The organism is Shewanella aegiceratis, assembly GCF_019457495.1.
In the GTDB taxonomy this organism is placed as follows: Bacteria; Pseudomonadota; Gammaproteobacteria; order Enterobacterales; family Shewanellaceae; genus Shewanella; species Shewanella loihica.
Window position 1 is genome coordinate 3,384,093 of sequence record NZ_CP080416.1, and the last position, 25,367, is coordinate 3,409,459.

The following is a 25,367-nucleotide window of genomic DNA, read 5'->3' on the forward strand; positions in this document are numbered from 1 at the left end:
CAAATCTGCGATAATCGCCGCCCCAATTTTCAAAGTAGCAGCCTAGCCATGACAACTCAATTCTCCGTTGCCGATATCGAGCTGAGTCTCTCCCGTTATCCCGCCAATCAGGTCTCTAACCTGCAGGCCTGGGATGCGGCGGACGAGCACCTGATAAAACATCTAATGGAGATTGAGCAGAAGGCTGATAACACCGCCGTCATCAACGACAGCTTCGGCGCCCTGTGCACCGCCCTCACCGCCCAGGCGGCCGACTGGCCTATCTGGGTAGAGACGGATGCTAAGACGAGTCAGCTAGGCACGCTGCAAAACCTCAAAGCCAATCGGCTAAGCGATAGCAAGCTCACCTGGCTCAACAGCCGCGAGCTGCCGCCCCAAGGCTTAAACTTGGTGCTGATGAAACTGCCGAAGAACCTCAACTATTTTATCCACCAGCTGCAGCGCCTGTCACAGTCGCTAGCGCCCAACACCCCTGTGTATATTGGCGCCAAGGCCAAGTCGATCAATAAGTCACTACTTGAGACCATCGCCAAGCATCTGGGGCCTGCCAGCGCCAGCCTGGCTTGGAAGAAGACCCGGGTGATCACCTGCATCGCCGACGGTAAACAAAGAGCCTTGCCGAGCGAGGTGAGCTGGGCGGTGAAGGAGTTTAACCTCAGCATCAGCAACCTCAGCAATGTCTTCGCCGCCAACAAGCTAGATATCGGCGCCCGCATCATGCTGGACAATTTGCCCGAAGGCCAGTTCGACACCATAGTGGATCTCGGCTGCGGCAACGGCATCCTGGGGCTGCGGGCCAAGCAGTGTTATCCGAACGCTGAGGTTCATTTCGTGGATGACTCAGAGATGGCCATCACCTCGGCGAGACAAAACTGGCAGGCGAACAAGCTCGACAATTCCGAGCTGCCACAGGGCCACTTTCACTGGGACGACTGCCTGACCCACCTGGGCGATGAGGTGAAACCGGATCTGGTGCTCTGTAATCCTCCCTTTCATCAGGGTGAGGCTATTACAGATCATATCGCCTGGCAGATGTTTCTAGACGCCTTCCACCAACTCAGGCCTGGCGGCATGCTGCAGGTGGTGGGCAATCGTCATCTGGGTTACCACGTCAAGCTCAAGCGGATCTTTAAGAACTGCGAAACGGCCGCCTCTAACGGCAAGTTTGTGATCTTGAGGGCCATCAAGTCAGCGAAAGAGCCAGTTAAACCGGCTAAAGATGTGAGCGCGCCAGACCACCAAAGCTGATGGCTCGGCCAGCAGACCGAATCTGATCAGCACATCTCTTGACCAGCTCGTCACTTAACTTGCTAACACAAAAAACAGGGCCAGGGCCCTGTTTTTTTATGAGTGAAGCTTAGCGGTTCGTCAGAGACTGCTTCCCCCTAGATCACCAAGCGATTCTTTTATTAACCTTGCTTTTATGAGGCAAGCTTACGCTCGGGCTCGGCATCGGCAATTTCATCTTGCGGCTCGGGCGCCGCCGGCGGCGCGAACATCAGGGCAAAACGCTGCTTAAGGTTTAGCCCTGGCGCGAAGGCCTCGCTAAACATCGCCTTCCACTCGCTAAAGGTCACCACCAGCGGGTTAAAGCTGTTCACCGGCTTAGTGATGCCGTACTCCACCGTCTCCTCTTCCTTTACATAGGTGCCAAACAGGCGATCCCAGATGATCAGCACGCCGGCGTAGTTCTTGTCTATATATTGGGGATTGCGTCCATGATGCACCCTGTGATGGGAAGGGGTGTTAAACAGCCACTCCAGCGGCCCCAGTGTCTTGATCGCCTGGGTATGCACGAAAAACTGCAGTCCCAGGTTAAGCAATACGGCAAATACCACCCAGTTAGGATCGAAGCCGACCACCACCAGCGGCAGCCAGAAGATCCACATGCCGGCAAAGGGGTACATCAGGCTCTGCCTGAAGGCGGTACTGAAGTTCATGCGCTCCGAGCTGTGGTGCGCCACGTGGGCCGCCCACATCCAGCGCACCCTGTGGCTGGCGCGGTGGAACCAGTAGTAGCAAAAGTCCTGGGCGATGATAAGCGCGATAAAGCTGCCCAGCCCCATCTGAATATCCAGCAGACGCCAGTCGAAAGCCCAGAGATAAAGCTTGGCTATTAATAGCCCGGTGAGAATATCCGCTCCCTGATGCAGGCCCGCCAGGGTAAAGTTACACAGCACCTCGGGCAGATGATATCGGGCATTATCGGGCAGGCGACCACGACGGTCCCCGAGATACCACTCGGCCAGGATACAGACAAAAAACAGCGGCGCCAGCACAAGTAACAGCACCTCGGGGTGCGCGATGAGTGAATTAAAATCCATCTAATTATTCCTTTATATTCCCTAAGTTATTCCCTAAGCACGCCCTACCAGCGGGCAAAGTGATCTTCGGTTAAGCCAAGCAGATTATCTATGTAGTGAGTACGTCCCAGGCCGTCGCGGATCTCGCCGTCGAAATAGCCCAGGTACTGCCTGAAGTTACTCTTCAACAGCCAGAGGTTGAGCTTCTCCTGGCGGCGATTCAGCGGGCGGAAGTTCAGCGCCACCCGGCCGTCCTGGGAGCTTATCTGCCAGCTGGCGTCATCAGCGGATTCGGGCGCGCGGCTAAAGGCAAAATGCACCGGCCCCAGCAGATGACGCTCGCCGTTGACCCAAAACACATTCTCGTTGCAGCCGGTCTCATTCACCCCCGCCGCCAGATTGAGGCCGAGCAAATCATCACCCTGATAGCCATTGATACTGGCCCAGCGCCAGCTGGTCTCCCGGCGCATATAACCGGCGGAAAAATCATAGCCCGCCAGGGCGCGGTTGAGGGGCTGTGGCTCGTGATGAATGGTAAGGCTGCCGCCTACCTTGAGGCCGTTGTGCTTCTGGGTATAGGTCCAGCCGCTATAGCCTGTTGGGTTGCACATGGCCATGGGCAGGCTAAGGGGCATAGGCGTGAGCACCAACTCGGCCTTGATCTGCGCCGTGTCGATGTTGAGCTGCCATATTCCCTCGGCTATCTCTATGGTCACCTTCCCCTTGCCGCTGGCGAGCTGTGCCCGACCACTCCAAGGTGAGTCAGCCAGCTGGCAGCCCATGGCCAGAGGCTTGAGCCAGGTGGTTTCCACCAGCTGATTGGCCTTGATGTCATAGAGGTAACAGAAACCTGTGCCGGCGTAGCGGATATCGGCGATGGCGACCCCAATCACATACCTTGGCGTCACCACAGAGACAAACTGGAACTGTTTGAAATGAAAATGCCGGGCGAGATGACTGGCGGGCTTGTCCATCACATTGGTATAGCGAAAGTGCTCCAGGCCAAAGGATTTGACCGGACCATCGAAGTGACCATATTGTACCTGGCCCGAGTTTGAGATCAGGCTATCCGGCGCCCCCAGGGTCTGCACCGCGTCGGATTGAATATCCATCTTCATTGCTTGTTATCTTTCTTATCTTTGTTATCTGGCTGACGGCCATTTGGCCGCGCCTTTTTAGTGGAATTTTTACTCTAACGCTTTCTGGTTTAAGTTAAAACCCCGGCGAGCAACAAAGCCTTAACAAACAGGTCACCCACTGGCATCCAATGAGGATTCTGGTATGCTGATGCCACCTTTTTTACAGCATGATTTTCCGCTATGAAACGATTTATTCCCATCATCGCCTGTGCTGGCCTGCTGTTTGGCTGCGCCTCTCATACACCGACCCATATGGCGCTCAATCCGCAACTGCCTGCGATTGAATCTCAAGGGGTCCCGGCCAAGCCCATCGCCATCGAGATGATAGATACCCGCTCGGCTAGCTTTATTGCCCGCTTTAATAATGAAGGGGATGCCGCCAGGCTGGTGAGCCCATCTGAGTCGCCACGCCGACAACTGGAGCAGGTGTTTCGCGACGGCTTTACCAAGGCGGGATATCGTATCGACCCAAGCTCGGTGAACCATATGCAGCTGCAACTGGAAAAGCTGCTGACCGATGTCAGCGACACCACCTTTGGCTATCAGGCGACCAACGATATCATCATCAATGTGATCGCCAGTAACGAAAGCAAGACCTTTACCAAGCGCTATACCGCCCGTAACCTGGTGTCGGGTCCCTTTAGCGCAGACTTTGCGACTCTGGAACTGTCGGTCAACGACCTGCTCGGCGATCTGACGGCGAAGATCATCAACGATCCCGAACTCAACCAGTTCATCCAACAATAACTAAGATAAGGAAGTTCACATGAGAATCTGGCTTGGCGCCCTACTATTACTCGCTTTTTCCGGCCTGGCGCAGGCACTGGACATTCAGAGCGACACCATCTATCCCAAGGTCAAACTGGAAACTACCATGGGAGATATAGTGGTCGAGCTGGATCGTAAGCGCGCTCCCATCACGGTAGATAACTTTCTCACCTATGTGGTCAAGGGGCACTACGACAACACCCTGTTTCACCGCATCATCCCTGGTTTCGTGGTCCAGGGCGGCGGCCTCAACCCCAAGCTGGAAGAGAAGCCCTATGGCAAGCCTATCGTTAACGAGTCTGGCAATGGCCTAAGCAACGGCCTGGGCACCATCGCCATGGCCCGCGAAGACGATCCCCACTCGGCGACCGCCCAGTTCTACTTCAACGTGGGTGACAACAAGCGTCTGGATCCCTCTAAGCGTCGCTGGGGTTACGCCGTCTTCGGTGAAGTCACCGAGGGGATGGAAGTGCTGGAAGCCATGGCCGAGGTAGAGACGCAGATCAATACCAAGCTGGGCTGGCCCGACTTCCCGGTGCAGCCGATCATCCTCAAGAAGGCCACCCTGCTACCTAGGCAATAGATAGTGTCTGCTGGCTTGAAAAACCTATAAGACTTTGCATTCATTCAAAATTAATGGCACTTTAATTCAAGATTGATGTTTCTTTCATTAAAGTGCCATAAATCAGAACATTAAATTTTTTATCTCAGACAACTGGCGTTCAATCCACTGGCTATACTTAGGCCTGTAGTAGCAAGGAGGCGGACGATGACACCCAATGAGTTCATCGATAATAAAGCGCCCCAGCTGGCTCAATATGGAAAAGCGTTTTTAAATAATCAACTCGATTTCAATGAGATCCAGCTTTACTTATGGGACACCCTTGAAGAGTGGGCACAGTTCAATCATCAGGGTGATGCGCAAACCGATATCGAGCGAGTGTTTTGGCACTTGATACACGCCTTCGACAGGTGGCCCGACTGGACCATACGGGGCAATCAGTTCTTGCGAAAGCAGATAGACGATTGCTGCGATTTTCTCAGTCTCGGTGGCACCTGCCCAAGTTGTTGTGTCGGTACCAGGCCAAGCTCAATGTCATAGCGACTATCTTTATTAAGATAAGTCGAAAAAAAGCCAAGCTCAGTCTTTCGGGACTGGGCTTTTTTCATGACTGATTTTTCACTTTTTATTTGCGGCGCCAGCGTTTAAGCTAACCCCACCTAGCCTGACAACGCCGACTGCTATTTTGATTGCATCCCGAGTTTCCCGATTGCGAGACGCCCTCACCATCTATTTTCACAAGCGGGTATTGATCCTGCTGTTTCTCGGCTTCTCCGCCGGCCTGCCCTTGATGCTGGTGTTCTCCACCCTCTCCTTCTGGCTGCGGGAAGCCGGCATAGACCGCACCGCCATCGGTTACTTCAGCTGGATAGCCCTCGCCTATGGCTTTAAGTGGGCCTGGTCGCCTCTGGTAGATCGCATGTCGCTGCCCTTCTTCACCCAAATATTGGGACGACGCCGCGGCTGGATGCTCTTCGCCCAAATGCTGTTAGTAGTCGCCATCTTAGGCATGAGCCAGAGTGATCCCCTGGCCGACCTGGAGCGCCTGGCGCTGTTCGCCCTCATGGTCGCCTTTGCCTCGGCCACCCAAGATATTGTGATCGATGCCTTTCGTATCGAATCGGCGCCGCAGAAGATGCAGGCCGCCCTCGCCGCCGCCTATCAGGTGGGCTATCGCAGCGCCATGATTGTCGCCACCGCCGGTGCCCTGACCATAGCCGCCTGGGTCGACCCCAATAGCGAGACCTATGATCTCGCCTCTTGGCAGACTGCTTACCTGGTCATGGCGGGCCTGATGTTTATCGGTATCTTCACCACACTATTGAGCAGTGAACCCAAGATCGAGGCTAAGGAGGCGGATCAGATAGAATCAGACCTGAAGCAGAGCCTATCAGAGCGCTACCCGAGGCCCGTGGCCGCCGCAGCCTCCTGGCTCTATACCGCCAGCATACTGCCCTTCATCGATTTCTTTAAGCGTTACGGCCGCAGCGCCATACTGATCCTGCTGCTGATCTCCTGCTACCGGATCTCAGATATCGTCATGGGGATCATGGCCAACGTCTTCTATGTGGACATGGGCTTCTCTAAGACGGAGATAGCCACCCTGAGCAAGGTCTACGGCCTGATCATGACCCTGGTGGGCGCTGGCGCCGGCGGCATGCTACTGGCCCGCTACGGCACCATGAAGATCCTCTTCTTAGGCGCCTTCATGGTGGCGGTCACCAACCTGCTCTTCGCCTATCAGGCGATGATCGGCTACAACCTAGAGCTATTGACTGTGGTGATCTCCATCGACAACTTCAGCGCCGGAGTCGCCACCGCCGCCTTTATCGCCTATCTCTCCAGCCTGACAAGCAGCGGCTATAGCGCCACCCAATATGCCCTGCTCTCCTCCATCATGCTGCTGTTTCCCAAGTTTGTAGCGGGCTTCTCGGGCCAATATATAGATGCCTACGGCTATGTGAACTTCTTCGTTGCCGCCAGCGTCATCGGCTTCCCTGTGCTGGGGCTGATTGTCTTGGTCCAGAAATACGCCCCCCATCCCAATGGCAACGAGCAGGCCGAGTCTCTGGACTCACCTAATGGGCAGCAGGCGAGAGACCAGTAAGCAAGAGACTAATAGGCAAGAGACTAGCAGCCAAAGGTCACTCGTCTCGATAACAGACAATAAAAAGCCCCGCTCATCGGCGGGGCCTTTTAATCTGAGCTTAACGCTTCTTAAATTGAAGCAGGCGAGAATGATACCAATCACAGTTAGAAAGTGATCAGAAATAGCGCAGAAAAAACGTTCGAGAACAAGGAAGAATTATTGATAAGTAGTTATTCTACAATCAAAAATGATAACACCGTTATCGGACGTTTTAACCAGCTAGAGTGATCAGTTTTTTACTACGATTGGTATTAATCTCTGAAGTTATTGAACTGGAACGGCTGGCCCAGATCCGATTCGCGGGCAATCGCCATCACCGCCTGCAGATCATCACGCTTCTTACCGGTCACTCGAATCGAGTCACCCTGAATGGCAGCCTGCACCTTAAGCTTGCTGTCTTTAATCAGCTTCACCAGCTTTTTGGCCACCAGGCTGTCGATCCCCTCTTTAAAGGTCACCTTGAGCGAGAAGGTCTTGCCACTGTGGATCGCCTTCTCCGCAACGTCCATAGAGGCAGGGTCTACGTTACGCTTGCTCAGCTGATTGCGCAGCATGTCGACCATCTGCTGGCACTGGAAATCGGACTCAGATGACAGGGTCACCTGATGATCTTTATAGGAGACTTCGCTCTCGACACCGCGAAAATCGAAACGGCTATCCAGTTCGCGGCGCGTATTATCTACCGCGTTACGCAGTTCAACTTCGTTTACTTCCGATACGATATCCATCGAAGGCATATTTATCATCCTCTATTTAGCCACTTTATCTGCCCGCTAGTTTACCCGCTCGGGCCTGTGAGCGCCAAAAATTCTTAATGTTACAACAGGCGTTTCTTAATGACTTTAAGATGACATTTTCCTATGATTGGGCAAAACCACTTAACCTAAGCGACCCGTGAATTCTCGAAAAACCTTTTTTAAGATAGCGCTTCTTCTTGCCATCATAGTGATCAGTTACCTGGTATTCTCCCGCCCTAACTACCCACAAGTGATCCCGCACATGGATAAGCTTGGCCATCTGGGCAGCTTCTTCTGTCTGGCGCTATTGACCCATCTCGCCTTCGAGCCTAAGTGGTACAGTCTGGCAGGCATACTGGCCGGCTATGCCCTCTTTATCGAACTGGTGCAGTCTCGCCTGCCCTATCGCAGCGCCTCCAGCGCCGATTTCATCGCCGACATGGTGGGTGTGCTGCTGTTCTACTTCGGCCTCTGGCTCTACCGCCGCTATATTAAAGCCGCCGTGATCGGTAAAACCCGGGCTAAGACCCAGTCATGACGACAAGTAATATGACTCATGCGGGTAAGATAGTGATCCTGGGCGCAGGCGCCATAGGTCAGCTGATCTTCCACCAGCTATCGGCATATGGACTCTCGCCCGCGCTGCTGGGTAGAGACGCAAGCGCGGATAGCCAGACACTGGAATTCACCAATCTCGAAGGCGAGACAGTTACGCGCCAGGCACAGTTTATCGATAAATCAATGCTTGCCAGCTGCAAGCTGCTGATCGTCTGCGTCAAGGCCTATCAGGTCGAAGCGGCCCTACTACCGCTACTAGATGCCCTCCCGACCGATGCCCACATACTCTTGCTGCACAATGGCATGGGCCCACACCTTAGCGTGGCGCCCCATCTAGCTGGTCGTGGCCTTAGCCTAGGAACCACCTCGCAGGGCGCACTGAAACTGGGAAGGTGGCAGATCAAACAAACCGGAGCCGGGCTGACACAAGTTGGCCATGCTCAGGGACCAAGGATTGCGGACAAATTGCGCCAAGCGCTGCTTGGAGCGATCCACAACAGCGAGTGGTGCGAGCCCATTCTGCCCATGCTGTGGCAAAAACTCGCCATCAATATCGCCATCAACCCGCTGACCGCCATCAACGACTGCCGTAACGGCAAGCTGGTCGATGCTGAGTTCGAACCATGCATAGCTGCACTTGTCCAGGAGGTGGTTGCCGTGGCAAACGCCGATGGGATAGCACTTGACCAAGCGCAGCTAACCGAGCGCGTCTATCAGGTGATCCAGCTTACCGCTAGCAACTACTCCTCCATGCATCAGGATATCCACCATGGCCGCCAGACGGAGATTGAGGCGATCACCGGCTACCTGCTGAGCCGCGCCGCCGAGCACGGCATAGCCACACCGGCCAACCAAGCCATCTACCACCAGCTAAAATCTCTCGAGCAGGGCGACTAACTCCGAGCATTAAGCAGTGCAATAATCAACTCTCTAGGCAGCTCTCTAACCAACTCTCGAGTAAGCTCTCTAACCAAGCATGGGCAGGACAATTTCTGCCCCACCTCGACATAAGCGTCTAGAATTATTCTTAAAAGGCGCGAGGCTCGAGGTGATCGATGAAACGAGAGCAGTGGAACTCTAGGGTAGGTTTTATTTTGGCGGCGGTCGGCTCGGCCATCGGCCTGGGCAACATCTGGCGGTTCCCTTACATGGCCTATGACAACGGCGGCGGCGCCTTCTTCATCCCCTATCTATTCGCCATGATCACCGCCGGTATCCCCTTTATGATCATGGAATTTAGCCTGGGCCATAAGATAAAGAAGACCTCACCGCGCATCTTCGCCCAGCTCGGCCACACCCTCGGCTTCAGACTCGAATGGCTCGGCTGGTTTCAGGTGTTTATCGCCGCGGTTATCGCCGTCTATTATGTGGCCATCATAGGCTGGACCCTCTCCTATCTCGGCTTCTCTTTCAGTCAGGCTTGGGGAGACAATCCCAACGACTTCTTCTTCAATCATTATCTTAAACTCGGCAACAACTCCCCCTCCCACCTGGGCGAGTTTCAAATCGGCATAGCGATCGCCATGAGCATCGCCTGGCTGATGACCTTCATGGCGGTCTTTACCGGCGTCAAAGGGGGGATCGAACGCGCCAACAAGATCATGATGCCCATGCTGTTTATCATGGTGCTGGTCCTTATCGGCCGAATAATGTTTCTGCCCGGCGCCCTGTCGGGGCTCAACTATTTGTTCGAGCCCGACTTTAGCCGCCTGGTGGATGCCCAGGTCTGGTCCGCCGCCTACGGCCAGATCTTCTTCACCCTCAGCGTCGGCTTCGCCATCATGCTCGCCTATTCCAGCTACCTGCCGACCAAGGCCGACATCAACAACAACGCCTTCATGACAGTATTGATCAACTGCGGCTTCTCGATTCTGGCGGGGATATTAATCTTCGGCGTGCTCGGCTATATGGCAGAGGAGCAGATGAAACCGCTGACCGAGGTGGTCAGCTCGGGGATAGGCCTGGCATTTGTCACCATACCCACGGCCATCAACCTGATGCCGGCGCCCTATATTCTCGGGCCCCTCTTCTTCATCGCCCTGGTGATCGCCGGACTGAGCTCTCACATATCCATCATAGAGGCGGTGACCAGTGCGGTGATTGACAAATTTCATGTACGCCGCAAGCCCGCCGCCGTGCTGGTGTGTAGCCTGGGCTATCTGGTCTCCATGGCTTTTGCCACCAATGGTGGCCTGCTGCTATTGGATCTGGTGGACTACTTCATCAACAACATCGCCCTGCTGCTCAGCTGCCTGCTGGAGCTGGTGATCATCACCTGGCTACTCAAGGTGACAGTGATCCACCAGCATGCCAATGAAAATTCGGAGTTTAGGGTCGGCGGCTGGTTTGTGATCTGCCTGCGCTTCATCAGCCCAGCGATTCTGGCCACCATATTGGCGAAGAACCTCTACAACACCTTAGTTAACGGCTATGGCGACTACCCCATTGCCGATCAGCTCTTCTTAGGTTGGGGCCTAGTGGGCACCATGCTCTTTTTTGCCGTGCTGATCAACTTCACCAGCAAGTCGCCAGGCTATCCAGACCAACATCCGGGAGGTAAAACATGAGTCACAGCGCTCTTATCATGATGCTGTTTGCATTGACGTTGACCTGGGGCGGCGCCGCCTTGTGTATCGGCATCGCCATCAAGCGCAAACAAAAAGAGGAGGCCGACGATTAGCCGGTCTCCTCTTACTCATTTCACCAGAGTCAGTTCAAGCAGATCAGCCCAGCTGACCTATCTGCTGCAGGCTGAAGGCGGTCAGAGGATCTATCTCCTTGACCAGCTCCTCAATCTTGATGATCGCCTCTAGCGACCCGCTGTCTTTGCGGTAGGAGAGATAGATGGGACGATTCCAGGGCTCTACCCCTTCCACCCGATAGAGCTGCTTAGATTGCAGAAACGGCTCGACGATAGACAGCGGCAGATAGGCCGCCCCCGCCTTATCCAGAATAAAGTCCAGCGCGATACGCCCGGTGGAGGTGCGCAGATAAGGTGGCGGCATGCGATAGTGGCGCTCGGCGTGCTCGGAGGCAAAACGTGTGCCCCAATCCACATAAACATACTTATCGCTCAGGGCTTCTGACTGATCGCAGGGGCGGGTCGAGACCAACACCAGGATAAGGTCGGCCACCTGCTTACACACCAACTCCTCCGACTTAAGCGGATCGAAGGCAAAAGCCATGTCTAGGGTTCGCTCCAGCAGGTTACGGTTGAGCTGCTCGCGACTCAGCGCCTCGGCCAGGAAGCCATAGCCACCGAAGGCATCTGTCACCTTACTCAAACAGTGCTGCAGGTAGGCATCCCAGATATTGGGCGTCCCCGCCATGGTCAGCTGCAACGCCTTATGATTGGTCAGGGCCAACTCGTTCTTCGCCTGCTCCAGGGTGCTCACCATCACCTCGGCGTAGGGCACTAAACGCTCACCCGAGGTGGTGAGTTGAATGCTGTTGCGATTACGCACAAACAGGGCGGAGTCGAAGAAGGACTCCAGCTGCTTAATACGGGCGCTCACGGCCGCCTGGGTGATATAGAGATTCTCCGCCGCACGGCCGAAATGCCGGGTTCTGGCCACCTCTAAAAAGGTCTTAAATACTTTGACGTCCATTTTATTCTCTCGGTCAATTTCACCGAGAGAATAACAACTAATCCTAATGGTGACGATAAAAAAGTTTTGTTTCTCTTTTAACGACAAAAATCATAATTTCGCGATCGAAAAACCCTGTAGTTACAGCGTTGCTATCACAGTGAGAGGTTGTTATGTCAGAAGATTCATTTCGTTTTGGTCAAAAGCGTTTTTTTGATGACAAAAACTTTCCCCGCGGCTTCAGTAAGTCCGGAGAGTTCACCTTGTCTGAAGCTGAATTATTGAGCCTATATGGCGACACTATGCAGGCCTTTGAAGCAGGCGATCTCGAGCCTGAAACTGCAGAGGAAAAACACTTTGTTAAGGTACTAAAACACCCCAACAAGGCTAATACCAAGCTTGAGCATGTATGGTTGAAATACACTAAGCTTACCCGCGAACCAAAAAAGTTCCACACCCTAAACAGCACGACTAATAAGCGTGTTGAACAGTATGAATATGTGGAATCTCCCCCAGAAGATGAGGTTGCTTAAAGAATGCACATCTGTTTTTTGATGTACCCGTGGGAGCGTATCGATCCTGAAACCGATACCACCCTGAGATTAGTTCATGAGTGCGCGCAGCGTGGTCATACCGTTGCCATCACCACGACCAGTGGGCTGACCATTCGTGACAGTAGCGTCTACGGGTTTTGTCAAATCATCAAGAAAGGGATGAAGATATCGGACAACATTCCCCGCTTTTACCGCTCCGCCGAATTTCATAAGGCGCGCCTGCCCATGGCCGGCTTCGACTGCATCTTTATGCGCGCCAATCCGCCGTTGGATAACCTGGCGCTTAACTTCCTGGATTCGGTAAAGGGCGACACCCTGATCATCAACGATCTCGAAGGGTTAAGAGTCGCTAACAACAAACTCTACACCGCCAGCATGAGCGGTGCGGCGAGCCAGTATATTCCTGCCACCCACGTGTCGAAGAACCGCGACTACCTGCAACGTGTGCTGGAAGAGAGCGAAAGCGATAAGATGATCCTCAAGCCGCTCAATGGCTTCGGCGGTCATGGCGTTATCGTGATCGAAAAGAGCGCCCGCCAAAACTTCAGCTCGCTGCTGGACTTCTATATCGGCACCGACGAGCAGAGCAACTATGTGATCCTGCAAGACTACATCGAGGGCGCCGAGGAAGGCGACAAGCGCATCTTGATGCTAAACGGCGAGCCTATTGGCGCCATGCGCCGCGTACCCGCCTCGGGTGAGTTCAGATCTAACGTCCATGCTGGCGGCAGCGTGGTCAGACACACAATCACACGTGAAGAGCGCGAGCTATGCGCCGCCATCGGCCCTAAGCTGGTGCGCGACGGTCTCTACTTCACAGGTCTGGATGTGATAGGCAACAAGCTGGTCGAGGTTAACGTCCTCAGTCCGGGCGGCATCACGCGTATCAACAAGCTTAACCGCGTCCGCCTGCAGAAGCAGGTGATCGATTTCGCCGAAAACATCATCAACTCCAAAGAGCTATTGGTGCAACGTAAGAGTGCATATCGTCAAGCGGTAGAAAATGCAAATCTATAGTCTCGACCAGATGCTCTCCCTGATTAAACGCGGGGAGACATTCTCAGGCCAGCTGGCCTCCTCCGGCTGTGTGATCACCATCCAAGAGTATCTGCCCGTAGTGTGCACCGCGATTCACGCGGGGCACAACCTGCGCCCTGAGCTGATCAAATTATGTCAGCTGAGCGCCGAGGAGCGTTACTTCGAGGAAGATCCCTTCACCGACGAGGTGATCGCCTCCCAGCCCATTACCCTGGCGGGCAGCGACTCGCGCTTCGAGTACGATCTCAATCGCCCTAAGAGCTTGAGTACCTACTACAAGTCCGCCTGGATGAAGCAGGTGTGGCGCAAGCCGCTAAGCGCCAAGCAGCGCGCCATCAGCCACGCCAAACACCAAGATTTCTATCGACTCTACGAGGCCTTGATCGCCAAGTTGGAGAGCATGTTCGGCATGGTGATAGTGTTCGACCTACACTCCTACAATTACAAGCGTATCGAGAAGGCGACGCCCGTGTTTAACATAGGCACCTCGCAGATCGATATGGAGCGCTGGGGCAGCGTGGTCCACAAGTTCCAGCGTGAACTCAAGACCATCACCCTGCCCAACGTAGAGGTAGACGCCGAGCTGGACGTGGCCTTCGAGGGCCGCGGCTACCTGATCGCTCATACCAACGCCCGCTTCGACCGCACCTTAGTGCTGCCGACGGAGATCAAGAAGGTATTTATGGATGAATTGACCGGCGAGGTCTACCCCATAGTACTGGACGATCTCAAGCTGGGACTGAAGAATGCCTTTAGCGCCACCAGCGCCTACTTCCAGCGCAAGCTCAATCGCCAGAGCAAGACCCGTAGCGCCGACATGCTCAGCAGCGCCATCGAGCCCGAGGTGCTGGAGATAGACGCCGCGCTGTTCCGCCTGGCACAGAAGGTCGACACGCTAAAGTATGTCAACCCGACCAACCTGGCGGCCGAGCGTCGACGCTTCATGAAGGCGCCGAGTCGTTTCAAGCCAAATTTTGCCTATCGTCAGCTGCCTATTGATGCCAACGAGTTCAAGTATCGTCTCTATCGTCTGCCCATAGACAATATTGCCGATCCCGCGCTCAAGCAGCTCTACAAGGATATCGTTAACAAGCTGGGCGAACAGATAGATCTCCTAACCAGCGTTGGTCAGGAAGGCTTCGTCTACAACTCGCTGCGTTATCATGGCCGCCCGGATAAGAGCGCCATCGCCAACGCCAAGTTCCTGCTGTACGCCAAGGAGATCCCCGAAGAGAGAGGGGAAAGCCTGGATGCCCATCAGGTCTGCGAGATGATGAAGCAGAGCGCCGAGCAGTGGCAGATGCGCTGTAAGATTGGCCTCAGCGGTGCCATCGTCGCCCGCGCCATGGTCAGCTCCAATCCGGCGCAGCTGGCGATCAGCACCCATGCCCAGTTCCACGAGAGCGAGGTGCAGCGGCTGATCCAGCATGAGCTTGGGGTGCACATGGCCACCACGCTCAACGCCAAGCAGCAATCGCTCAAGGTGCTGCGTCTGGGTCTGCCCGGCTCGACCTATACCCAGGAAGGTTTGGCGATTTTGGCGGAGCTTAAGGCGGGCTTCATGGCCCACTCACGCCTCAACACCCTGGCCGCGCGCGTGCTAGCAGTAGACTCAATGCTCAAGGATCAGGACTTCTATCTCACCTACAGCTATCTCATCGATGAGCTGGAGATGGACAAGGATGATGCCTTCATGACCACGGCCCGGGTCTATCGCGGCGGCGGCTTCACTAAGGATCACCTCTACCTGAGCGGCTTCCTGGATATGTTACACCTGTCTAAGACCCGCAGCCTGGACAACCTACTCGTGGGTAAGACCAGCGTGCAATACCTGGATCTGCTCGACGAGCTGGTGCAGCGCGACTGGCTGATTCCGCCTAAGTACAACGTCATCCCGACCAGTAACTTAGAAGAGAGCCCCAGCCTCAACTATCTTATCGAGAGCCTGCGTAGCTAACGAATTGGTATTAGGTCGCGCGTCATGGCGGCAAGGTTCATGCCTGCCGTCATGACGCTTACTTATCTCTTTTATAGATACTCACTTCTCACGCCACCCAATCTTATCGCGCCCTAACAAGCGCTGCGTACAGGTGCAGCGAGAGACAGCCAAAATAAGCAGAGTGTGAAGTGGCAAACTTTGCAAGTACTCGGATTTGCCTTAGGCTAGGGCTTTCTCCCAAAGATGCAAAACTCCATGCTAAAACCCCTGTTTCCCGGTAGCGCCAAGGGCGCCCTGCTCCTCTATGGCCTGCTGCTTACCCTGGTGCTTATCTCGGTTCACTTTATCGATCGCCAGCTGGCGGACCTGATGCACACCCAGCAGCTGTCACACCCCGCACTAAAGCTTCTGAGTAAGACGCCCTTGCTACTGGAGTTTCTCGCCGGGCTGACCATCTTCGCCTGCATCAGCGCGCGCTTTCGCGCCAGGTTCCAGGCCCTGGCCATTGAGTTGGGGCTCACCCTGGCGCTGGCCTTCTCGATTCGCTGGGTCGCCAAACTGCTCTTTGGCCGCACCTGGCCTGAGAGCTGGATAACCCTGGGCGAGGGCCATAATCCCTCCTGGGTAGCCGATCGTATCGAGGCGTTTCATCCATTTGCCCAGGGGCTCGCCTATGACTCCTTCCCTTCGGGCCATGCGCTGCTGACCTTCGCCCTCGCCTTCACCTTCTGGCGCCACACGCCTAAGCTGATGCCCCTCTGGCTAGGCTGCATGTTTGCCGTCATCACCGGGCAGTTGAGCCTCAACTATCACTATCTCGGGGATCTGCTGGCCGGAGCAAGCTTTGGTCTGCTGGCCAGCCAATTGGCGCTGACGCTACACAACTCCCTCAAGCGACGAATGCCAAGCTTGACCTAGAACAGGTGCGCCGCAACCTATGTAAAAAAAACGTTAAACCATCCTGTATTTATTGGTAAAAAAGGCGTAATTTTAAGGATGTCGCCGCATTTTATTCTACTATTGTCTAAGGCCTCAGCCTTAATACGAGACGGAAAAAAACTATGAGAGAAGTTAATTTTCGCACCATAGACAAACTCTTCATCAAGATGTCTATTAACGATAAATTTTGGGTCATTGGGGCGCTGTTTTTCATCGCCATCACCTGCATCGGCGTCAGCCGCTATCAAGGCAGCATAGATGCCATAGAGCAAGCCACGATGACGGCGCTGGAAAGTGAGCTATCGGGCATGGTACGCGCCCTGGAAACCAGCGGCCAGACCGATAAGTTTGCCAGCCTGAATATCCAGCCCAGCGGTCAGGCAAGCTCAAGCCGCAGCCAAGACAGCGTCACCGCCGTGGTGCGCAGCGCCGCGGGGCAAAACCTGTCGCTGACGCAGAATGTCGCCAGCCGCGAGCGCGATGCCAAACAGTCGGCCCTCTACAGCCTGCTGCTCACCTATCTCTGGTTACTGCCATTCGCCGTCCTGCTCTACTGGAACGCCACCTTCATCGGCGGTGCCCTCTGGGTGCTGTGGACCACCACCAAGAATATCGCCAAGGGTGACCTCACCTCACGCCTGGGCTTTCACCCGGGTCGTGACGAGTTTGGCACCATAGGCTGCGCACTGGACAACGCCATGGACACACTCACCGAGCTTGTGGTCACGGTGAAAGATAATGCCGAGACGCTGCATCACACCGCCAGCTCCTTCGCCTCGGAGAATCAGGAGAGCGAGCGCCAGATCGAGCAGCAATATCAATCCCTCGACTCGGTTGCCACCGCCATGGAGGAGATGACGGCCTCAGCCGGTGAGGTATCCAACATCTCCAACAGCTCGGTGGAGAAAGTGGAGCAAAACTCACACTCAATCCGTCAGAGCTATGAGCGCGTACAGAAGGCGATCAAGGATATCGAACAGCTGTCTGGCTTTATCGAGCAGACCTCAGATTCGGTCAGCACCCTCAAGGTCAACGCCACCAAGATCAACGAAGTGATCACCACAATCAACGCCATCTCGGAGCAGACCAACCTGCTTGCGCTTAACGCCGCCATCGAGGCCGCCCGCGCCGGTGAGATGGGCCGCGGCTTCGCCGTGGTTGCCGACGAGGTGAGAACCCTGGCCAGCCGCACTCAGTCGGCCACGGTGGAAATTCAGGCGATGATCGAGAACCTGCAGCAGGAAACCAATAACATAGACAACATCACCCAGCGCACGGTCAAACAGGCCGAATCCAGCCAGTCGCTAATCACCGAGATAGGCACAGACGTCAGCGCCATCAACGAGTCGTCGCAATCGGTTATCGACATGAGCTTCCAGATCGCCGCCTCCTCGGAGGAACAGAGCGCCGTGGCCAACGATATCGCCTCCGAGTTGAGTGAGATACGTCAGCAGGCCAACGTGATCAAGGAGCTGGCCAACCAGTCCTCGATAGGCGTCAGTCAGCTGTCTCAGGCCTCTGAGAGTCTGGGCAAGATCCTCGCCCGCTACCAGACCGCTTAAGTCCGCATCATCCCCAGATGACCAAGATGGCCGCCACTGCGATAAGCAGCAAGGCGGTCATCTCCTTCGGCTTCACCTTCTGCTTGAGATAACTCCCCGCCACGATTAGGGTAAAAAACACCTCAACCTGACCCAATGTCTTCACATAGGGCACCGCCTGCAAGGCCATGGCGCTGAACCAGCCGATGGAGCCCAGGCAGCTTGTCACGCTGATAGCCAGGGTCAACTTAGGCCGACGCCACAGGGCCGCCAGGGTCTGACGGTCCCGCAAGTAGAGAAACAGCAGCAAGATAACGGTCTGCACGCTTATAACCCAGAACAGCACCCAGGCGGCGCTGTGAGGAAAAGGCAGAGTCAGCACCAGACTCGCCTCTCTGACCCAGAGCGAAGTGAGCGCGAAGGCACTGCCGCAGGCGAGTCCCAGCAGTAACACCTGAGGCGAGAGCCTGGCAACCCCAGACCCCTTGCTCATCAGGAGCACGGCCAGGGCGCCTACCACCACGCCGAGCCAGCCCAGCAGGCTCAGTTGGGTGCCGAAAAACAGGGCGCCAAACACGGCAGCGACGATCGCCTCGCTCTTGGCAAGGCCTGCACCTATGGCGAAGTCTCTGAGCTGAAACAGCTTCACCATCAAGCCCGTGGCCACAATCTGCATCAAGGCGGCGCCGAGCACGAAACCCCAGAAAGGGGCGGGAAACAGCTGCAGGCTCTCTTGCCCCGCTTGTTGCCCCGCTTGTTGCAGATCAGGCGGCAGGAAGAGGTAAAGCGCGGCGAGATAACAGGCGGCGATGGGCCCGGCCCAGAGAAAACGCGCCAGCGTCACCCCGGCCACCTTGACGTCGCGGCTCAGCTGACTCTGCAGGGCATTACGCCAGGACTGCATGAAGGCGGCGAGAAAGGTAAAGACAATCCACATAAGCGACTCTCACAAAAAGGGGCTACTAGCCTAACGCCTAACCGCCTGCCGGGCGAGTGAAAATGCCTCATGGACAGTGAGCCGTGTGATTAAGCCTTAGGACGATTGCAGGCTAAAGCGCTGGTGCCTGAGACAATTCAACGAACAACAAAAAGCCCCGCACAGGCGGGGCTTCAGCATTATGTCGACCTCGATTAACAGCCGTCTGAGTGAAGGCTCGCTTACTTGCTGGTATCGATTGGGTCGAACGATTTCACCAGATCGTCGATCGCCTTCATCTGGGTCAAATAGTTTTCCAGCTGATGCAGTGGCAAGGCACATGGGCCGTCACACTTGGCGTTGTCTGGATCCGGGTGCGCCTCGATAAACAGACCCGCCAGGCCAAGCGCCATGCCGCTACGGGCCAGCTCGGTGGCCTGGGCACGACGACCGCCAGCGCTATCGGCACGTCCGCCTGGACGCTGCAGGGCGTGGGTCGCATCGAAGATCACTGGGTAACCCGACTGCTTCATCTCATCCATGCCCAGCATGTCGACCACCAGGTTGTTGTAACCGAAGCAAGAGCCACGCTCACACAGGATGATCTCGTCGTTACCCGCCTCGTTAAACTTGGTGATGATATGACGCATCTCATGGGGCGCCAGGAACTGTGGCTTCTTCACGTTGATGATGGCGCCAGTCTTGGCCATGGCGACCACAAGATCCGTCTGACGTGCCAGGAAGGCGGGCAGCTGAATAATATCCACCACCTCGGCCACCGGCTGGCACTGGTAGGGTTCATGCACGTCGGTGATCAGCGGCAGCTTAAAGGTATCCTTAATCTCCTGGAAGATCTTCAGTCCCTCTTCCATGCCTGGGCCACGGTAAGAGTTCACCGATGAGCGATTAGCCTTGTCGAATGATGCCTTAAACACATAAGGGATCCCAAGCTTCTGAGTAACTTCCGCATAGGTCTCTGCGATCTGCATGGCCAGGTCTCGCGACTCGAGCACATTCATGCCGCCAAACAGGACAAAGGGCTTGTCGTTTGCAATTTCAATGCTACCTAACTTTATGGTTTTATTACTCATCGCTACTTCTCTCTTAAGAAGCCGGGGCAAGCCCGGCAGGAATCAAATTCTTTATCGGCCTATCACTGAGCCACGACCTGCAGTATCTGACCACACACCCACGCCATATAGGTGCCTACAGCATAGCCTAATACGGCCAGGAGTACACCGACAGGTGCCAGGGCCGGATGGAAGGCCGCGGCCACCACGGGCGCCGAGGCCGCGCCGCCGACGTTGGCCTGACTGCCCACCGCCATGTAAAACAGTGGCGCGCGGATAAGCTTGGCCACCAGCAGCATGAAGCCGGCATGGACTATCATCCAGATGATGCCGATGGCGAAATACCAGAGGTTGGCCGGGTCAAACAGTTTGAACACATCCATATGCAGGCCGATAGTCGCCACCAGGATATAGAGGAACGCCGAGGCGACCTTAGAAGCCCCCGCCGCCTCAAGATGGCGCACAGGCGTAAAGGACATGGCCAGGCCTATGGTGGTTACCGTCACGATCAGCCAGAAGAACTTAGAGGTCAGGCTGTAATCGCGGGTCCAGGGATAGTTGGCCTCGAAGAAGGGGCCGAGGAAATCGGCGATCACATGGGCCAGGCCCGTGATACCAAAGCCCACGGCGACGATCATCATCAGATCACGCAGGCTGGCGATACGGGCATTTTCGGCGTGATACTTCTCTACCTTCTCTTTGAGGGTCTCTATGGCGCGGGTATCGGCGCCCGTCTTAGCATCGATCTCCTTGGCCTTAGAGGCCATAAACAGCAGCACCGCCATCCAGATGTTGGCCACGATCACATCGACCGTCACCATGATGGAGAAGATGTTGCCACCGGCCTCGTAGATCTCCTTCATCGCCGCCTGGTTTGCGCCGCCGCCAATCCAGCTGCCGGCCAAGGTAGTCATGCCGCGCCAGACCGCATCTGGCCCGCTCACCCCGAGGATCTCAGGGTTGAGGGTCGACACGATAAGTAAGGCAATTGGCCCCCCTATCACTATGCCGACGGTACCGGTTAAAAACATCACAATCGCCTTGGGGCCAAGGCTTAGGATCGCCTTGAGGTCGACACTTAAGATCAGCAGCACCAGACAGGCGGGTAACAGGTAACGGGAGGCGACAAAATAGAGATTTGAGGTATCGCCATCCAGGATATTAAAGGAGTTGAGCAGCGAAGGCAGAAAGTAGCAGAGCAGCAGCGCAGGAATGAAACGATAAAACTTCACCCAGAATGGGTGCTGGCTGCTATTGGTGTAAAACACGAATCCTAAGATCACCGCCAACAGGCCTAGGCCCGTGGCATCATTGGTGACTAATGCCGTGGCGTCATTGCTGACTATCGCGGTACTGCTCATCTCATCTCCCTTTTGTTTTGTATGGGTTATTTATTGTTGTAGTTATAGTGGTGGCCGCGCCAGCCGATTGGCAATCGCGGCAAATTCGCCCCGCGCCTGGCCATCCTGGCCTCGACGCTAAGGGTTAATGATAGACCTCAACCTCGTCGTTGAGCTCTTTTAACTGTAATTTGACCAGCTCGGTCACAGGGTCATGGGGACTGTTATCGACAAAGTGTCGCAGATCCGCCGCCGCGACGCTGATACAACCTAGCTGCTGGGCGATAAAGGCCCGCTCCCGGTTAAGATTCAGGTCATCTTGGTGCCACTGCAGCAATAAGTTACAGCACTCCATGGCGCTCTCAAACTTGCTCGCCAGAATGGCGCCGGCCTTGAGTTCATGCAGCATGCGTGACAGCAGGCGCTTGAGGCTCGCGGGCTTCAGATAACGCGGCTTAAAGGGCGCGCCATTGCCTAACTCGCCGCGCACCAACACATGCAGTTGATGACGAGTCAGGGATTGCCCAGTGAGCGGGTCGATATAGCGCACCTTATCGTCAATACGACAGCTTAGCACTGTGGTGCCCGGCAACAGCAGCGGCTGCATTACCAGGTCCAGCTGCTTACCCAGCAGCATAAGCACGCTTGCCAGCGTGGTACTGTTCCCCTGCCGCGTGGTGATGCAGCTGGCGAGATCCGCCGCCTCGATACTGAAATAGGACTCTCGCGCACAGAAGCCGAGATCCTGATAGAACCATTTGAGCAGCGCCTCGAGACGGGCTTCTCTGTTGACCAGATAGTGGCTAAGTACAGAGCCTGCCAGTTCAAACCAGGCCCACTTAGCCGCTTCCTTATCGGAAAATCCCAGGTGCTCGGAAATATCAAAGGCGCTCTCTGGAAGGGAGAGCGCCTCGTTTAAGATCAGGTTTGTCATTAGCTCATTAATATTGCTTGTTTAAACATGGCAATTTTCGCAGCGTACATCACCCAGGCCAACGCGCCCAGGGCGGCAAAGGTCTTGAAGAGTTTGTTACGGTTAGCCTTAAGCGAGATGGCAGCCAGGAAGATGTAAGCGATCACTGCGCCTATCTTCTCGGTCAACCAAGCATCCTGAAACGGATACTGCTTGATGATGAAGCATAAGGTTAGGCCGGAGAGCAGCAGGAAGGTATCGATCACATGGGGCGCAATCTTAACAAATTTCTTGTCCATGATGGCTGATTGTTTAAGATGCAGCACAAATCGTACGATAAAAAACAGCACACTCACGGCAATCAGGGTGAGGTGTATATGCTTAATAGCTGGGTATAAACTGTCCATTATATCTTCTTTCGTGGCTCGCAAAGGCGCTAGTGTACCCGATCAAAGGCCGGGGCACCAATATCGGCACAACCGATTTCAACATATCCACTTAAATTGAGTTAACACCTTGGATGATCACGCCTCTCAGGTGTCGAACAGCTCGTTTATCTGCTCCCTCAGCCAAAGGTTTTCTGAGGTGTTTTCGGTCGGCTTATAACTCATCAACGTCAACTTGTAGCTTGGCATAGGCAGAGGGACGTCGAACTCATTGAGCGGTAGGCTATGGGCAAGCAGGCGCGCCGCCTGACGCGGCAGGGTCACCAGATACCCCGACTCCTCCACCAGAAATGGCGCGTTGATGACATTTGGCAGCTGTATGGCGATATCCCGGCTCAGCCCCTGTGAGGCAAGTACCTGATCCACTATCCCTGTATCAGTTCCCCATGGGGAAACCAGGATATGCCGACTGGCGAGAAAGATGTCACGGTTCATCTTGGTCACCTTGGAGCTTGCCAGGGTGCAATAGTCTCCCTCCCACCATAGGGACTCGCTGATAAGTCTGTGACCCTGGCCCTCGTCATGGGAGAAGTCCAAGGCGAAATCCAATTGACCAGACTCGAAACGGCTCAGGGGCATACGCTGCTCATCGTGAATCAGATTGAGGCGAACTTTGGGCGCCAGGGTGCTGAGCCGCTTGGCAAGACGCGACATTAACATCAGGGCGGTAAAGTCAGTCACCGCGATGCGAAATGCATGCTGACTCTGCACCGGAGAAAATGCCTGTTTGGGTAATAGGCAGTCGCTGAGCCTGTCCAGCACCTGGCCGACCTCGACGCTGATGGAGTCGGCATAGGGAGTTGGGAGCATCGCGCTGGCCGAGCGGATAAACAGTGGGTCATCCAATTGCTGGCGTAGCCTGGAGAGCGCGTGACTAAACGCCGACTGACTCAGGTGCATCTGCTGCGCCGCTTGGGTTACACTGCGACAGCAATAGAGCGAATGAAACAACTTAAGAAGATTTAAATCAACATGATACAAACCTTTATGCACAGATTTCATCTCCCAATGCAGATAATGCACTTATCAGATTTATCCCGCTAGTTTAAGCTAGTCGGCATAGGAATCAACATCAAGGTAGTTAATCATGAGCATCACTTTTACCCAAGACGCCAGCCCCGAATTTGCCGAGGCAGTGCAGCAAAAAATCGCCGAGTTTAACTGGCAGCGTTGGGAGGTGAGCGAGCGCTTACCCCTGGGGCTTAAGCTGGAGAATGAGGCGGGAGAGATGATCGCCGGCCTGTCGGCCCGCACCTTCGGCAACTGGCTGATGATAGATAACTTTTGGGTGAGCGAGTCGCTCAGAGGACAACAGATCGGCAGCCAGATGTTAGAAGAGGCCGAACGTATCGCCAGGGAACGCGGCTGCATCTACGCCATCTTAGATACCCTAAACTTTCAGGCGCGACCCTTCTACGAGGCCAGAGGCTATTCTCTAGAGTGGACTCAGGAGCAATACCCTAAGACGGGCTGTAAATACTTCATGACCAAGATGCTCTAAGCGAGCAAGTCTAAACTAACCAGCCTTAGCGAATCAATTTCAAACCTAAGGCTTCTTCAAACAGTAGCGGCCTCTCTTTTAAGCGCTACTGGCCCTCGGCTTCCTTTAACGCCTTGGCCCGCTTCTCGGCCTCCTCCTGCATCAGGGCGTTCATCTCCTTATCGAAGGTGGCGATTTCATCCGGGCGGGTCGGCACCTTAGGACCTGTGCCTTGAGTGGCCTCCAGGGCCGCCTCGGTCTGCTCGCTGAGCACAGGTTGCTTGGCGAGTTGCTGATAATACAAGAGGCCGATGATTAACAAGGCCAGTAACATAGCGATCATTTTCATGGTGTTTTCCTGAAACGCTAGGTCAGCCCTAGCCTGCGACCTGTTGAGTATGGACTATCCTGGGAGGCATTAAAACAGAACGACAATATTACGAAAAGAAAACGCCACAGGCTCAGGCCCATGGCGTTTTTAGTGTCGCGCGGTGAAGTGCTAGTGCTGTGGCTTAAGCTAAGAAGCTATCAAACCCAACTATCTTGGCCAGCGACCTAGGGTACATCTGTCGTTGCTGCCAAAATCGCGTACCGTCGCGACCGCCTCGTAACCCAGCTCGATCATCTTATCGCGCACCGTAAGAGCCTGGCCGAAACCATGCTCAAGCAGCAGATAGCCGCCGGGCGCCAAGTAGTCGCGCGCCGCCTCGGCGATGTAGAAGAGATCCGCATAGCCGTGTTCACCAGCGGTGAGCGCGCTATGGGGTTCGAAGCGCACATCCCCTTGGGACAGGTGCTCATCTTCCTCATCGATATAGGGCGGATTGGAGACGATCAGGTTGAAGTCATAGCGATTGATGGCGTCGAACCAGTCACTCTGCAGCACCTCCACCTGAGGCAACTTGAGATTGTCACGGTTAGCCTTGGCCAGGGCGACGGCCTCGAGCACCTTATCTACCGCGGTGATCTGCCAGTGGCTACGCTCGAAGGCCAGCGACAGGGCGATAGCCCCAGTACCAGTCCCCAGGTCCAGCACCTTAGCATTCTCCGCCAGCGGCAGGTTAAGGGCCGTCTCTACCAAAATCTCGGTATCCGGGCGCGGGATCAGTGTGGTGGGATTAACCATGAAGGGCAGCGACCAGAACTCCCGTTCGCCGACGATGTGAGCGATGGGAGTACCTAACTCGCGGCGACCAACCATCTGCTTATACTCGGTCACCTGCTCGCTGGTCAGACGCTCGTCTGGCCAGGTATAGAGATAACTGCGCTGCTTATGAATGATATGCAGCAGCATCACCTCGGCATCGAGCTTGGCACTGTCAGACACATCCTGGAGTCGAGTCGAGGCCCATTCGAGGGCCTGTGCTAACGTCTGGAACAAAGCATAT

Annotated in this window: 27 protein-coding genes; 15 read left to right on the top strand and 12 right to left on the bottom strand. The window is 55.1% G+C overall.

Annotated elements, in window-relative coordinates:
- The first annotated feature begins 48 nt into the window (after positions 1-48).
- Entirely contained in the window at positions 49-1,248 is a 1,200-nt protein-coding gene (locus tag K0H80_RS14730; protein WP_220072062.1) for a methyltransferase, read from the top strand.
- A 173-nt stretch (positions 1,249-1,421) separates the two neighbouring features.
- Here K0H80_RS14730 and K0H80_RS14735 read toward each other — a convergent pair whose 3' ends face one another.
- Positions 1,422-2,324, bottom strand: coding sequence for a sterol desaturase family protein (locus tag K0H80_RS14735; protein ID WP_220072063.1), 903 nt, complete (start codon positions 2,322-2,324; stop codon positions 1,422-1,424).
- A 44-nt stretch (positions 2,325-2,368) separates the two neighbouring features.
- Positions 2,369-3,421 (bottom strand): DUF2804 domain-containing protein, encoded by a 1,053-nt coding sequence (locus K0H80_RS14740; RefSeq protein WP_220072064.1) that lies wholly within the window; start codon positions 3,419-3,421, stop codon positions 2,369-2,371.
- A 201-nt stretch (positions 3,422-3,622) separates the two neighbouring features.
- Between K0H80_RS14740 and K0H80_RS14745 the strand changes: the two genes are divergently transcribed.
- The 4 genes from K0H80_RS14745 to K0H80_RS14760 all read left to right on the top strand — a co-directional run bounded on the left by K0H80_RS14745 (position 3,623) and on the right by K0H80_RS14760 (position 6,879).
- Positions 3,623-4,189, top strand: coding sequence for a YajG family lipoprotein (locus K0H80_RS14745; protein WP_220072065.1), 567 nt, complete (start codon positions 3,623-3,625; stop codon positions 4,187-4,189).
- Positions 4,190-4,208: 19 nt separating this feature from the next.
- Positions 4,209-4,793: a peptidylprolyl isomerase gene (locus tag K0H80_RS14750; RefSeq protein WP_220072066.1), complete on the top strand. Its 585-nt coding sequence runs from the start codon at positions 4,209-4,211 to the stop codon at positions 4,791-4,793.
- A gap of 186 nt (positions 4,794-4,979) precedes the next feature.
- Positions 4,980-5,312 (top strand): hypothetical protein, encoded by a 333-nt coding sequence (locus K0H80_RS14755; protein ID WP_011866688.1) that lies wholly within the window; start codon positions 4,980-4,982, stop codon positions 5,310-5,312.
- Between the two features lie 145 nt (positions 5,313-5,457).
- Positions 5,458-6,879 (top strand): AmpG family muropeptide MFS transporter, encoded by a 1,422-nt coding sequence (locus K0H80_RS14760; RefSeq protein ID WP_220072067.1) that lies wholly within the window; start codon positions 5,458-5,460, stop codon positions 6,877-6,879.
- Between the two features lie 293 nt (positions 6,880-7,172).
- Here K0H80_RS14760 and K0H80_RS14765 read toward each other — a convergent pair whose 3' ends face one another.
- On the bottom strand, positions 7,173-7,658 hold the full coding sequence (locus K0H80_RS14765; RefSeq protein ID WP_011866690.1) for a YajQ family cyclic di-GMP-binding protein: 486 nt from the start codon (positions 7,656-7,658) through the stop codon (positions 7,173-7,175).
- 157 nt (positions 7,659-7,815) lie between these two features.
- Here K0H80_RS14765 and K0H80_RS14770 point away from each other — a divergent pair, with 157 nt between their 5' ends.
- From K0H80_RS14770 to K0H80_RS14785, 4 genes are all read left to right on the top strand, one after another.
- Positions 7,816-8,196 (top strand): VanZ family protein, encoded by a 381-nt coding sequence (locus K0H80_RS14770; protein ID WP_011866691.1) that lies wholly within the window; start codon positions 7,816-7,818, stop codon positions 8,194-8,196.
- Entirely contained in the window at positions 8,193-9,113 is a 921-nt protein-coding gene (locus tag K0H80_RS14775) for a ketopantoate reductase family protein (protein WP_220072068.1), read from the top strand. Before K0H80_RS14770 ends, K0H80_RS14775 begins: the two co-directional genes overlap by 4 nt.
- Before the next feature lie 158 nt (positions 9,114-9,271).
- Positions 9,272-10,783 (top strand): sodium-dependent transporter, encoded by a 1,512-nt coding sequence (locus K0H80_RS14780; RefSeq protein WP_220072069.1) that lies wholly within the window; start codon positions 9,272-9,274, stop codon positions 10,781-10,783.
- Positions 10,780-10,896 (top strand): MetS family NSS transporter small subunit, encoded by a 117-nt coding sequence (locus K0H80_RS14785; RefSeq protein WP_150099973.1) that lies wholly within the window; start codon positions 10,780-10,782, stop codon positions 10,894-10,896. The genes K0H80_RS14780 and K0H80_RS14785 overlap by 4 nt, the downstream gene beginning before the upstream one ends.
- A 43-nt stretch (positions 10,897-10,939) precedes the next feature.
- On the opposite strand, the gene K0H80_RS14790 is transcribed toward K0H80_RS14785, so the two are convergent.
- Positions 10,940-11,824, bottom strand: a complete 885-nt coding sequence (locus tag K0H80_RS14790) for a LysR family transcriptional regulator (protein ID WP_144203686.1) — start codon at positions 11,822-11,824, stop codon at positions 10,940-10,942.
- A gap of 152 nt (positions 11,825-11,976) precedes the next feature.
- Here K0H80_RS14790 and K0H80_RS14795 point away from each other — a divergent pair, with 152 nt between their 5' ends.
- The 5 genes from K0H80_RS14795 to K0H80_RS14815 all read left to right on the top strand — a co-directional run bounded on the left by K0H80_RS14795 (position 11,977) and on the right by K0H80_RS14815 (position 17,835).
- A complete protein-coding gene (locus K0H80_RS14795; protein WP_011866695.1) occupies positions 11,977-12,336 on the top strand; it encodes a MaoP family protein in 360 nt (119 codons plus the stop codon).
- A gap of 3 nt (positions 12,337-12,339) precedes the next feature.
- Positions 12,340-13,374 (top strand): glutathione synthase, encoded by a 1,035-nt coding sequence (gene gshB, locus K0H80_RS14800; protein WP_011866696.1) that lies wholly within the window; start codon positions 12,340-12,342, stop codon positions 13,372-13,374.
- Positions 13,361-15,352: a flavohemoglobin expression-modulating QEGLA motif protein gene (locus K0H80_RS14805; RefSeq protein ID WP_220072070.1), complete on the top strand. Its 1,992-nt coding sequence runs from the start codon at positions 13,361-13,363 to the stop codon at positions 15,350-15,352. Before gshB ends, K0H80_RS14805 begins: the two co-directional genes overlap by 14 nt.
- 225 nt (positions 15,353-15,577) lie before the next feature.
- On the top strand, positions 15,578-16,252 hold the full coding sequence (locus K0H80_RS14810) for a phosphatase PAP2 family protein (RefSeq protein ID WP_220072071.1): 675 nt from the start codon (positions 15,578-15,580) through the stop codon (positions 16,250-16,252).
- Between the two features lie 143 nt (positions 16,253-16,395).
- Positions 16,396-17,835: a methyl-accepting chemotaxis protein gene (locus K0H80_RS14815; RefSeq protein WP_220072072.1), complete on the top strand. Its 1,440-nt coding sequence runs from the start codon at positions 16,396-16,398 to the stop codon at positions 17,833-17,835.
- A 7-nt stretch (positions 17,836-17,842) separates the two neighbouring features.
- Here the strand turns inward: K0H80_RS14815 and K0H80_RS14820 are convergent, their stop codons facing one another.
- The 6 genes from K0H80_RS14820 to K0H80_RS14845 form a co-directional block, all read right to left on the bottom strand.
- A complete protein-coding gene (locus K0H80_RS14820; protein WP_220072073.1) occupies positions 17,843-18,751 on the bottom strand; it encodes a DMT family transporter in 909 nt (302 codons plus the stop codon).
- Positions 18,752-18,972: 221 nt separating this feature from the next.
- The gene (gene kdsA / locus K0H80_RS14825; protein ID WP_220043122.1) at positions 18,973-19,821 is read right to left on the bottom strand and encodes a 3-deoxy-8-phosphooctulonate synthase; all 849 of its coding nucleotides are present in this window, start codon (positions 19,819-19,821) and stop codon (positions 18,973-18,975) included.
- 62 nt (positions 19,822-19,883) lie between these two features.
- On the bottom strand, positions 19,884-21,161 hold the full coding sequence (locus tag K0H80_RS14830; RefSeq protein ID WP_144203675.1) for a DUF819 family protein: 1,278 nt from the start codon (positions 21,159-21,161) through the stop codon (positions 19,884-19,886).
- 124 nt (positions 21,162-21,285) lie between these two features.
- On the bottom strand, positions 21,286-22,074 hold the full coding sequence (locus K0H80_RS14835; RefSeq protein ID WP_220072074.1) for a SirB1 family protein: 789 nt from the start codon (positions 22,072-22,074) through the stop codon (positions 21,286-21,288).
- Positions 22,074-22,460 carry a SirB2 family protein gene (locus K0H80_RS14840; RefSeq protein WP_011866704.1) on the bottom strand — a complete coding sequence of 129 codons (387 nt, stop codon included), beginning with the start codon at positions 22,458-22,460 and terminating at the stop codon, positions 22,074-22,076. Before K0H80_RS14840 ends, K0H80_RS14835 begins: the two co-directional genes overlap by 1 nt.
- A 126-nt stretch (positions 22,461-22,586) precedes the next feature.
- Positions 22,587-23,501: a LysR family transcriptional regulator gene (locus K0H80_RS14845; protein WP_150099974.1), complete on the bottom strand. Its 915-nt coding sequence runs from the start codon at positions 23,499-23,501 to the stop codon at positions 22,587-22,589.
- Positions 23,502-23,586: 85 nt separating this feature from the next.
- Between K0H80_RS14845 and K0H80_RS14850 the strand changes: the two genes are divergently transcribed.
- The gene (locus K0H80_RS14850) at positions 23,587-24,000 is read left to right on the top strand and encodes a GNAT family N-acetyltransferase (RefSeq protein ID WP_220072075.1); all 414 of its coding nucleotides are present in this window, start codon (positions 23,587-23,589) and stop codon (positions 23,998-24,000) included.
- 85 nt (positions 24,001-24,085) lie between these two features.
- Here K0H80_RS14850 and K0H80_RS14855 read toward each other — a convergent pair whose 3' ends face one another.
- Both K0H80_RS14855 and prmC read right to left on the bottom strand, forming a co-directional pair.
- Positions 24,086-24,328, bottom strand: coding sequence for a hypothetical protein (locus K0H80_RS14855; protein WP_220072076.1), 243 nt, complete (start codon positions 24,326-24,328; stop codon positions 24,086-24,088).
- Between the two features lie 189 nt (positions 24,329-24,517).
- A complete protein-coding gene (gene prmC, locus K0H80_RS14860; RefSeq protein ID WP_220072077.1) occupies positions 24,518-25,360 on the bottom strand; it encodes a peptide chain release factor N(5)-glutamine methyltransferase in 843 nt (280 codons plus the stop codon).
- Between the last annotated feature and the right edge of the window lie 7 nt (positions 25,361-25,367).

Excerpts from the sequence above, each read along its gene's own strand:
- K0H80_RS14845 (WP_150099974.1), bottom strand. The coding sequence starts at position 23,501 with ATGAAATCTGTGCATAAAGGTTTGTATCATGTTGATTTAAATCTTCTT.
- K0H80_RS14755 (WP_011866688.1), top strand. The coding sequence starts at position 4,980 with ATGACACCCAATGAGTTCATCGATAATAAAGCGCCCCAGCTGGCTCAA.
- K0H80_RS14840 (WP_011866704.1), bottom strand. The coding sequence starts at position 22,460 with ATGGACAGTTTATACCCAGCTATTAAGCATATACACCTCACCCTGATT.
- K0H80_RS14815 (WP_220072072.1), top strand. The coding sequence starts at position 16,396 with ATGAGAGAAGTTAATTTTCGCACCATAGACAAACTCTTCATCAAGATG.
- K0H80_RS14795 (WP_011866695.1), top strand. The coding sequence starts at position 11,977 with ATGTCAGAAGATTCATTTCGTTTTGGTCAAAAGCGTTTTTTTGATGAC.
- K0H80_RS14775 (WP_220072068.1), top strand. The coding sequence starts at position 8,193 with ATGACGACAAGTAATATGACTCATGCGGGTAAGATAGTGATCCTGGGC.
- K0H80_RS14745 (WP_220072065.1), top strand. The coding sequence starts at position 3,623 with ATGAAACGATTTATTCCCATCATCGCCTGTGCTGGCCTGCTGTTTGGC.
- K0H80_RS14810 (WP_220072071.1), top strand. The coding sequence starts at position 15,578 with ATGCAAAACTCCATGCTAAAACCCCTGTTTCCCGGTAGCGCCAAGGGC.
- gshB (WP_011866696.1), top strand. The coding sequence starts at position 12,340 with ATGCACATCTGTTTTTTGATGTACCCGTGGGAGCGTATCGATCCTGAA.
- K0H80_RS14855 (WP_220072076.1), bottom strand. The coding sequence starts at position 24,328 with ATGAAAATGATCGCTATGTTACTGGCCTTGTTAATCATCGGCCTCTTG.
- kdsA (WP_220043122.1), bottom strand. The coding sequence starts at position 19,821 with ATGAGTAATAAAACCATAAAGTTAGGTAGCATTGAAATTGCAAACGAC.
- K0H80_RS14740 (WP_220072064.1), bottom strand. The coding sequence starts at position 3,421 with ATGAAGATGGATATTCAATCCGACGCGGTGCAGACCCTGGGGGCGCCG.
- K0H80_RS14820 (WP_220072073.1), bottom strand. The coding sequence starts at position 18,751 with ATGTGGATTGTCTTTACCTTTCTCGCCGCCTTCATGCAGTCCTGGCGT.
- K0H80_RS14765 (WP_011866690.1), bottom strand. The coding sequence starts at position 7,658 with ATGCCTTCGATGGATATCGTATCGGAAGTAAACGAAGTTGAACTGCGT.
- K0H80_RS14780 (WP_220072069.1), top strand. The coding sequence starts at position 9,272 with ATGAAACGAGAGCAGTGGAACTCTAGGGTAGGTTTTATTTTGGCGGCG.
- K0H80_RS14730 (WP_220072062.1), top strand. The coding sequence starts at position 49 with ATGACAACTCAATTCTCCGTTGCCGATATCGAGCTGAGTCTCTCCCGT.
- K0H80_RS14850 (WP_220072075.1), top strand. The coding sequence starts at position 23,587 with ATGAGCATCACTTTTACCCAAGACGCCAGCCCCGAATTTGCCGAGGCA.
- K0H80_RS14790 (WP_144203686.1), bottom strand. The coding sequence starts at position 11,824 with ATGGACGTCAAAGTATTTAAGACCTTTTTAGAGGTGGCCAGAACCCGG.
- K0H80_RS14785 (WP_150099973.1), top strand. The coding sequence starts at position 10,780 with ATGAGTCACAGCGCTCTTATCATGATGCTGTTTGCATTGACGTTGACC.
- K0H80_RS14835 (WP_220072074.1), bottom strand. The coding sequence starts at position 22,074 with ATGACAAACCTGATCTTAAACGAGGCGCTCTCCCTTCCAGAGAGCGCC.
- K0H80_RS14750 (WP_220072066.1), top strand. The coding sequence starts at position 4,209 with ATGAGAATCTGGCTTGGCGCCCTACTATTACTCGCTTTTTCCGGCCTG.
- K0H80_RS14830 (WP_144203675.1), bottom strand. The coding sequence starts at position 21,161 with ATGAGCAGTACCGCGATAGTCAGCAATGACGCCACGGCATTAGTCACC.
- K0H80_RS14735 (WP_220072063.1), bottom strand. The coding sequence starts at position 2,324 with ATGGATTTTAATTCACTCATCGCGCACCCCGAGGTGCTGTTACTTGTG.
- K0H80_RS14805 (WP_220072070.1), top strand. The coding sequence starts at position 13,361 with ATGCAAATCTATAGTCTCGACCAGATGCTCTCCCTGATTAAACGCGGG.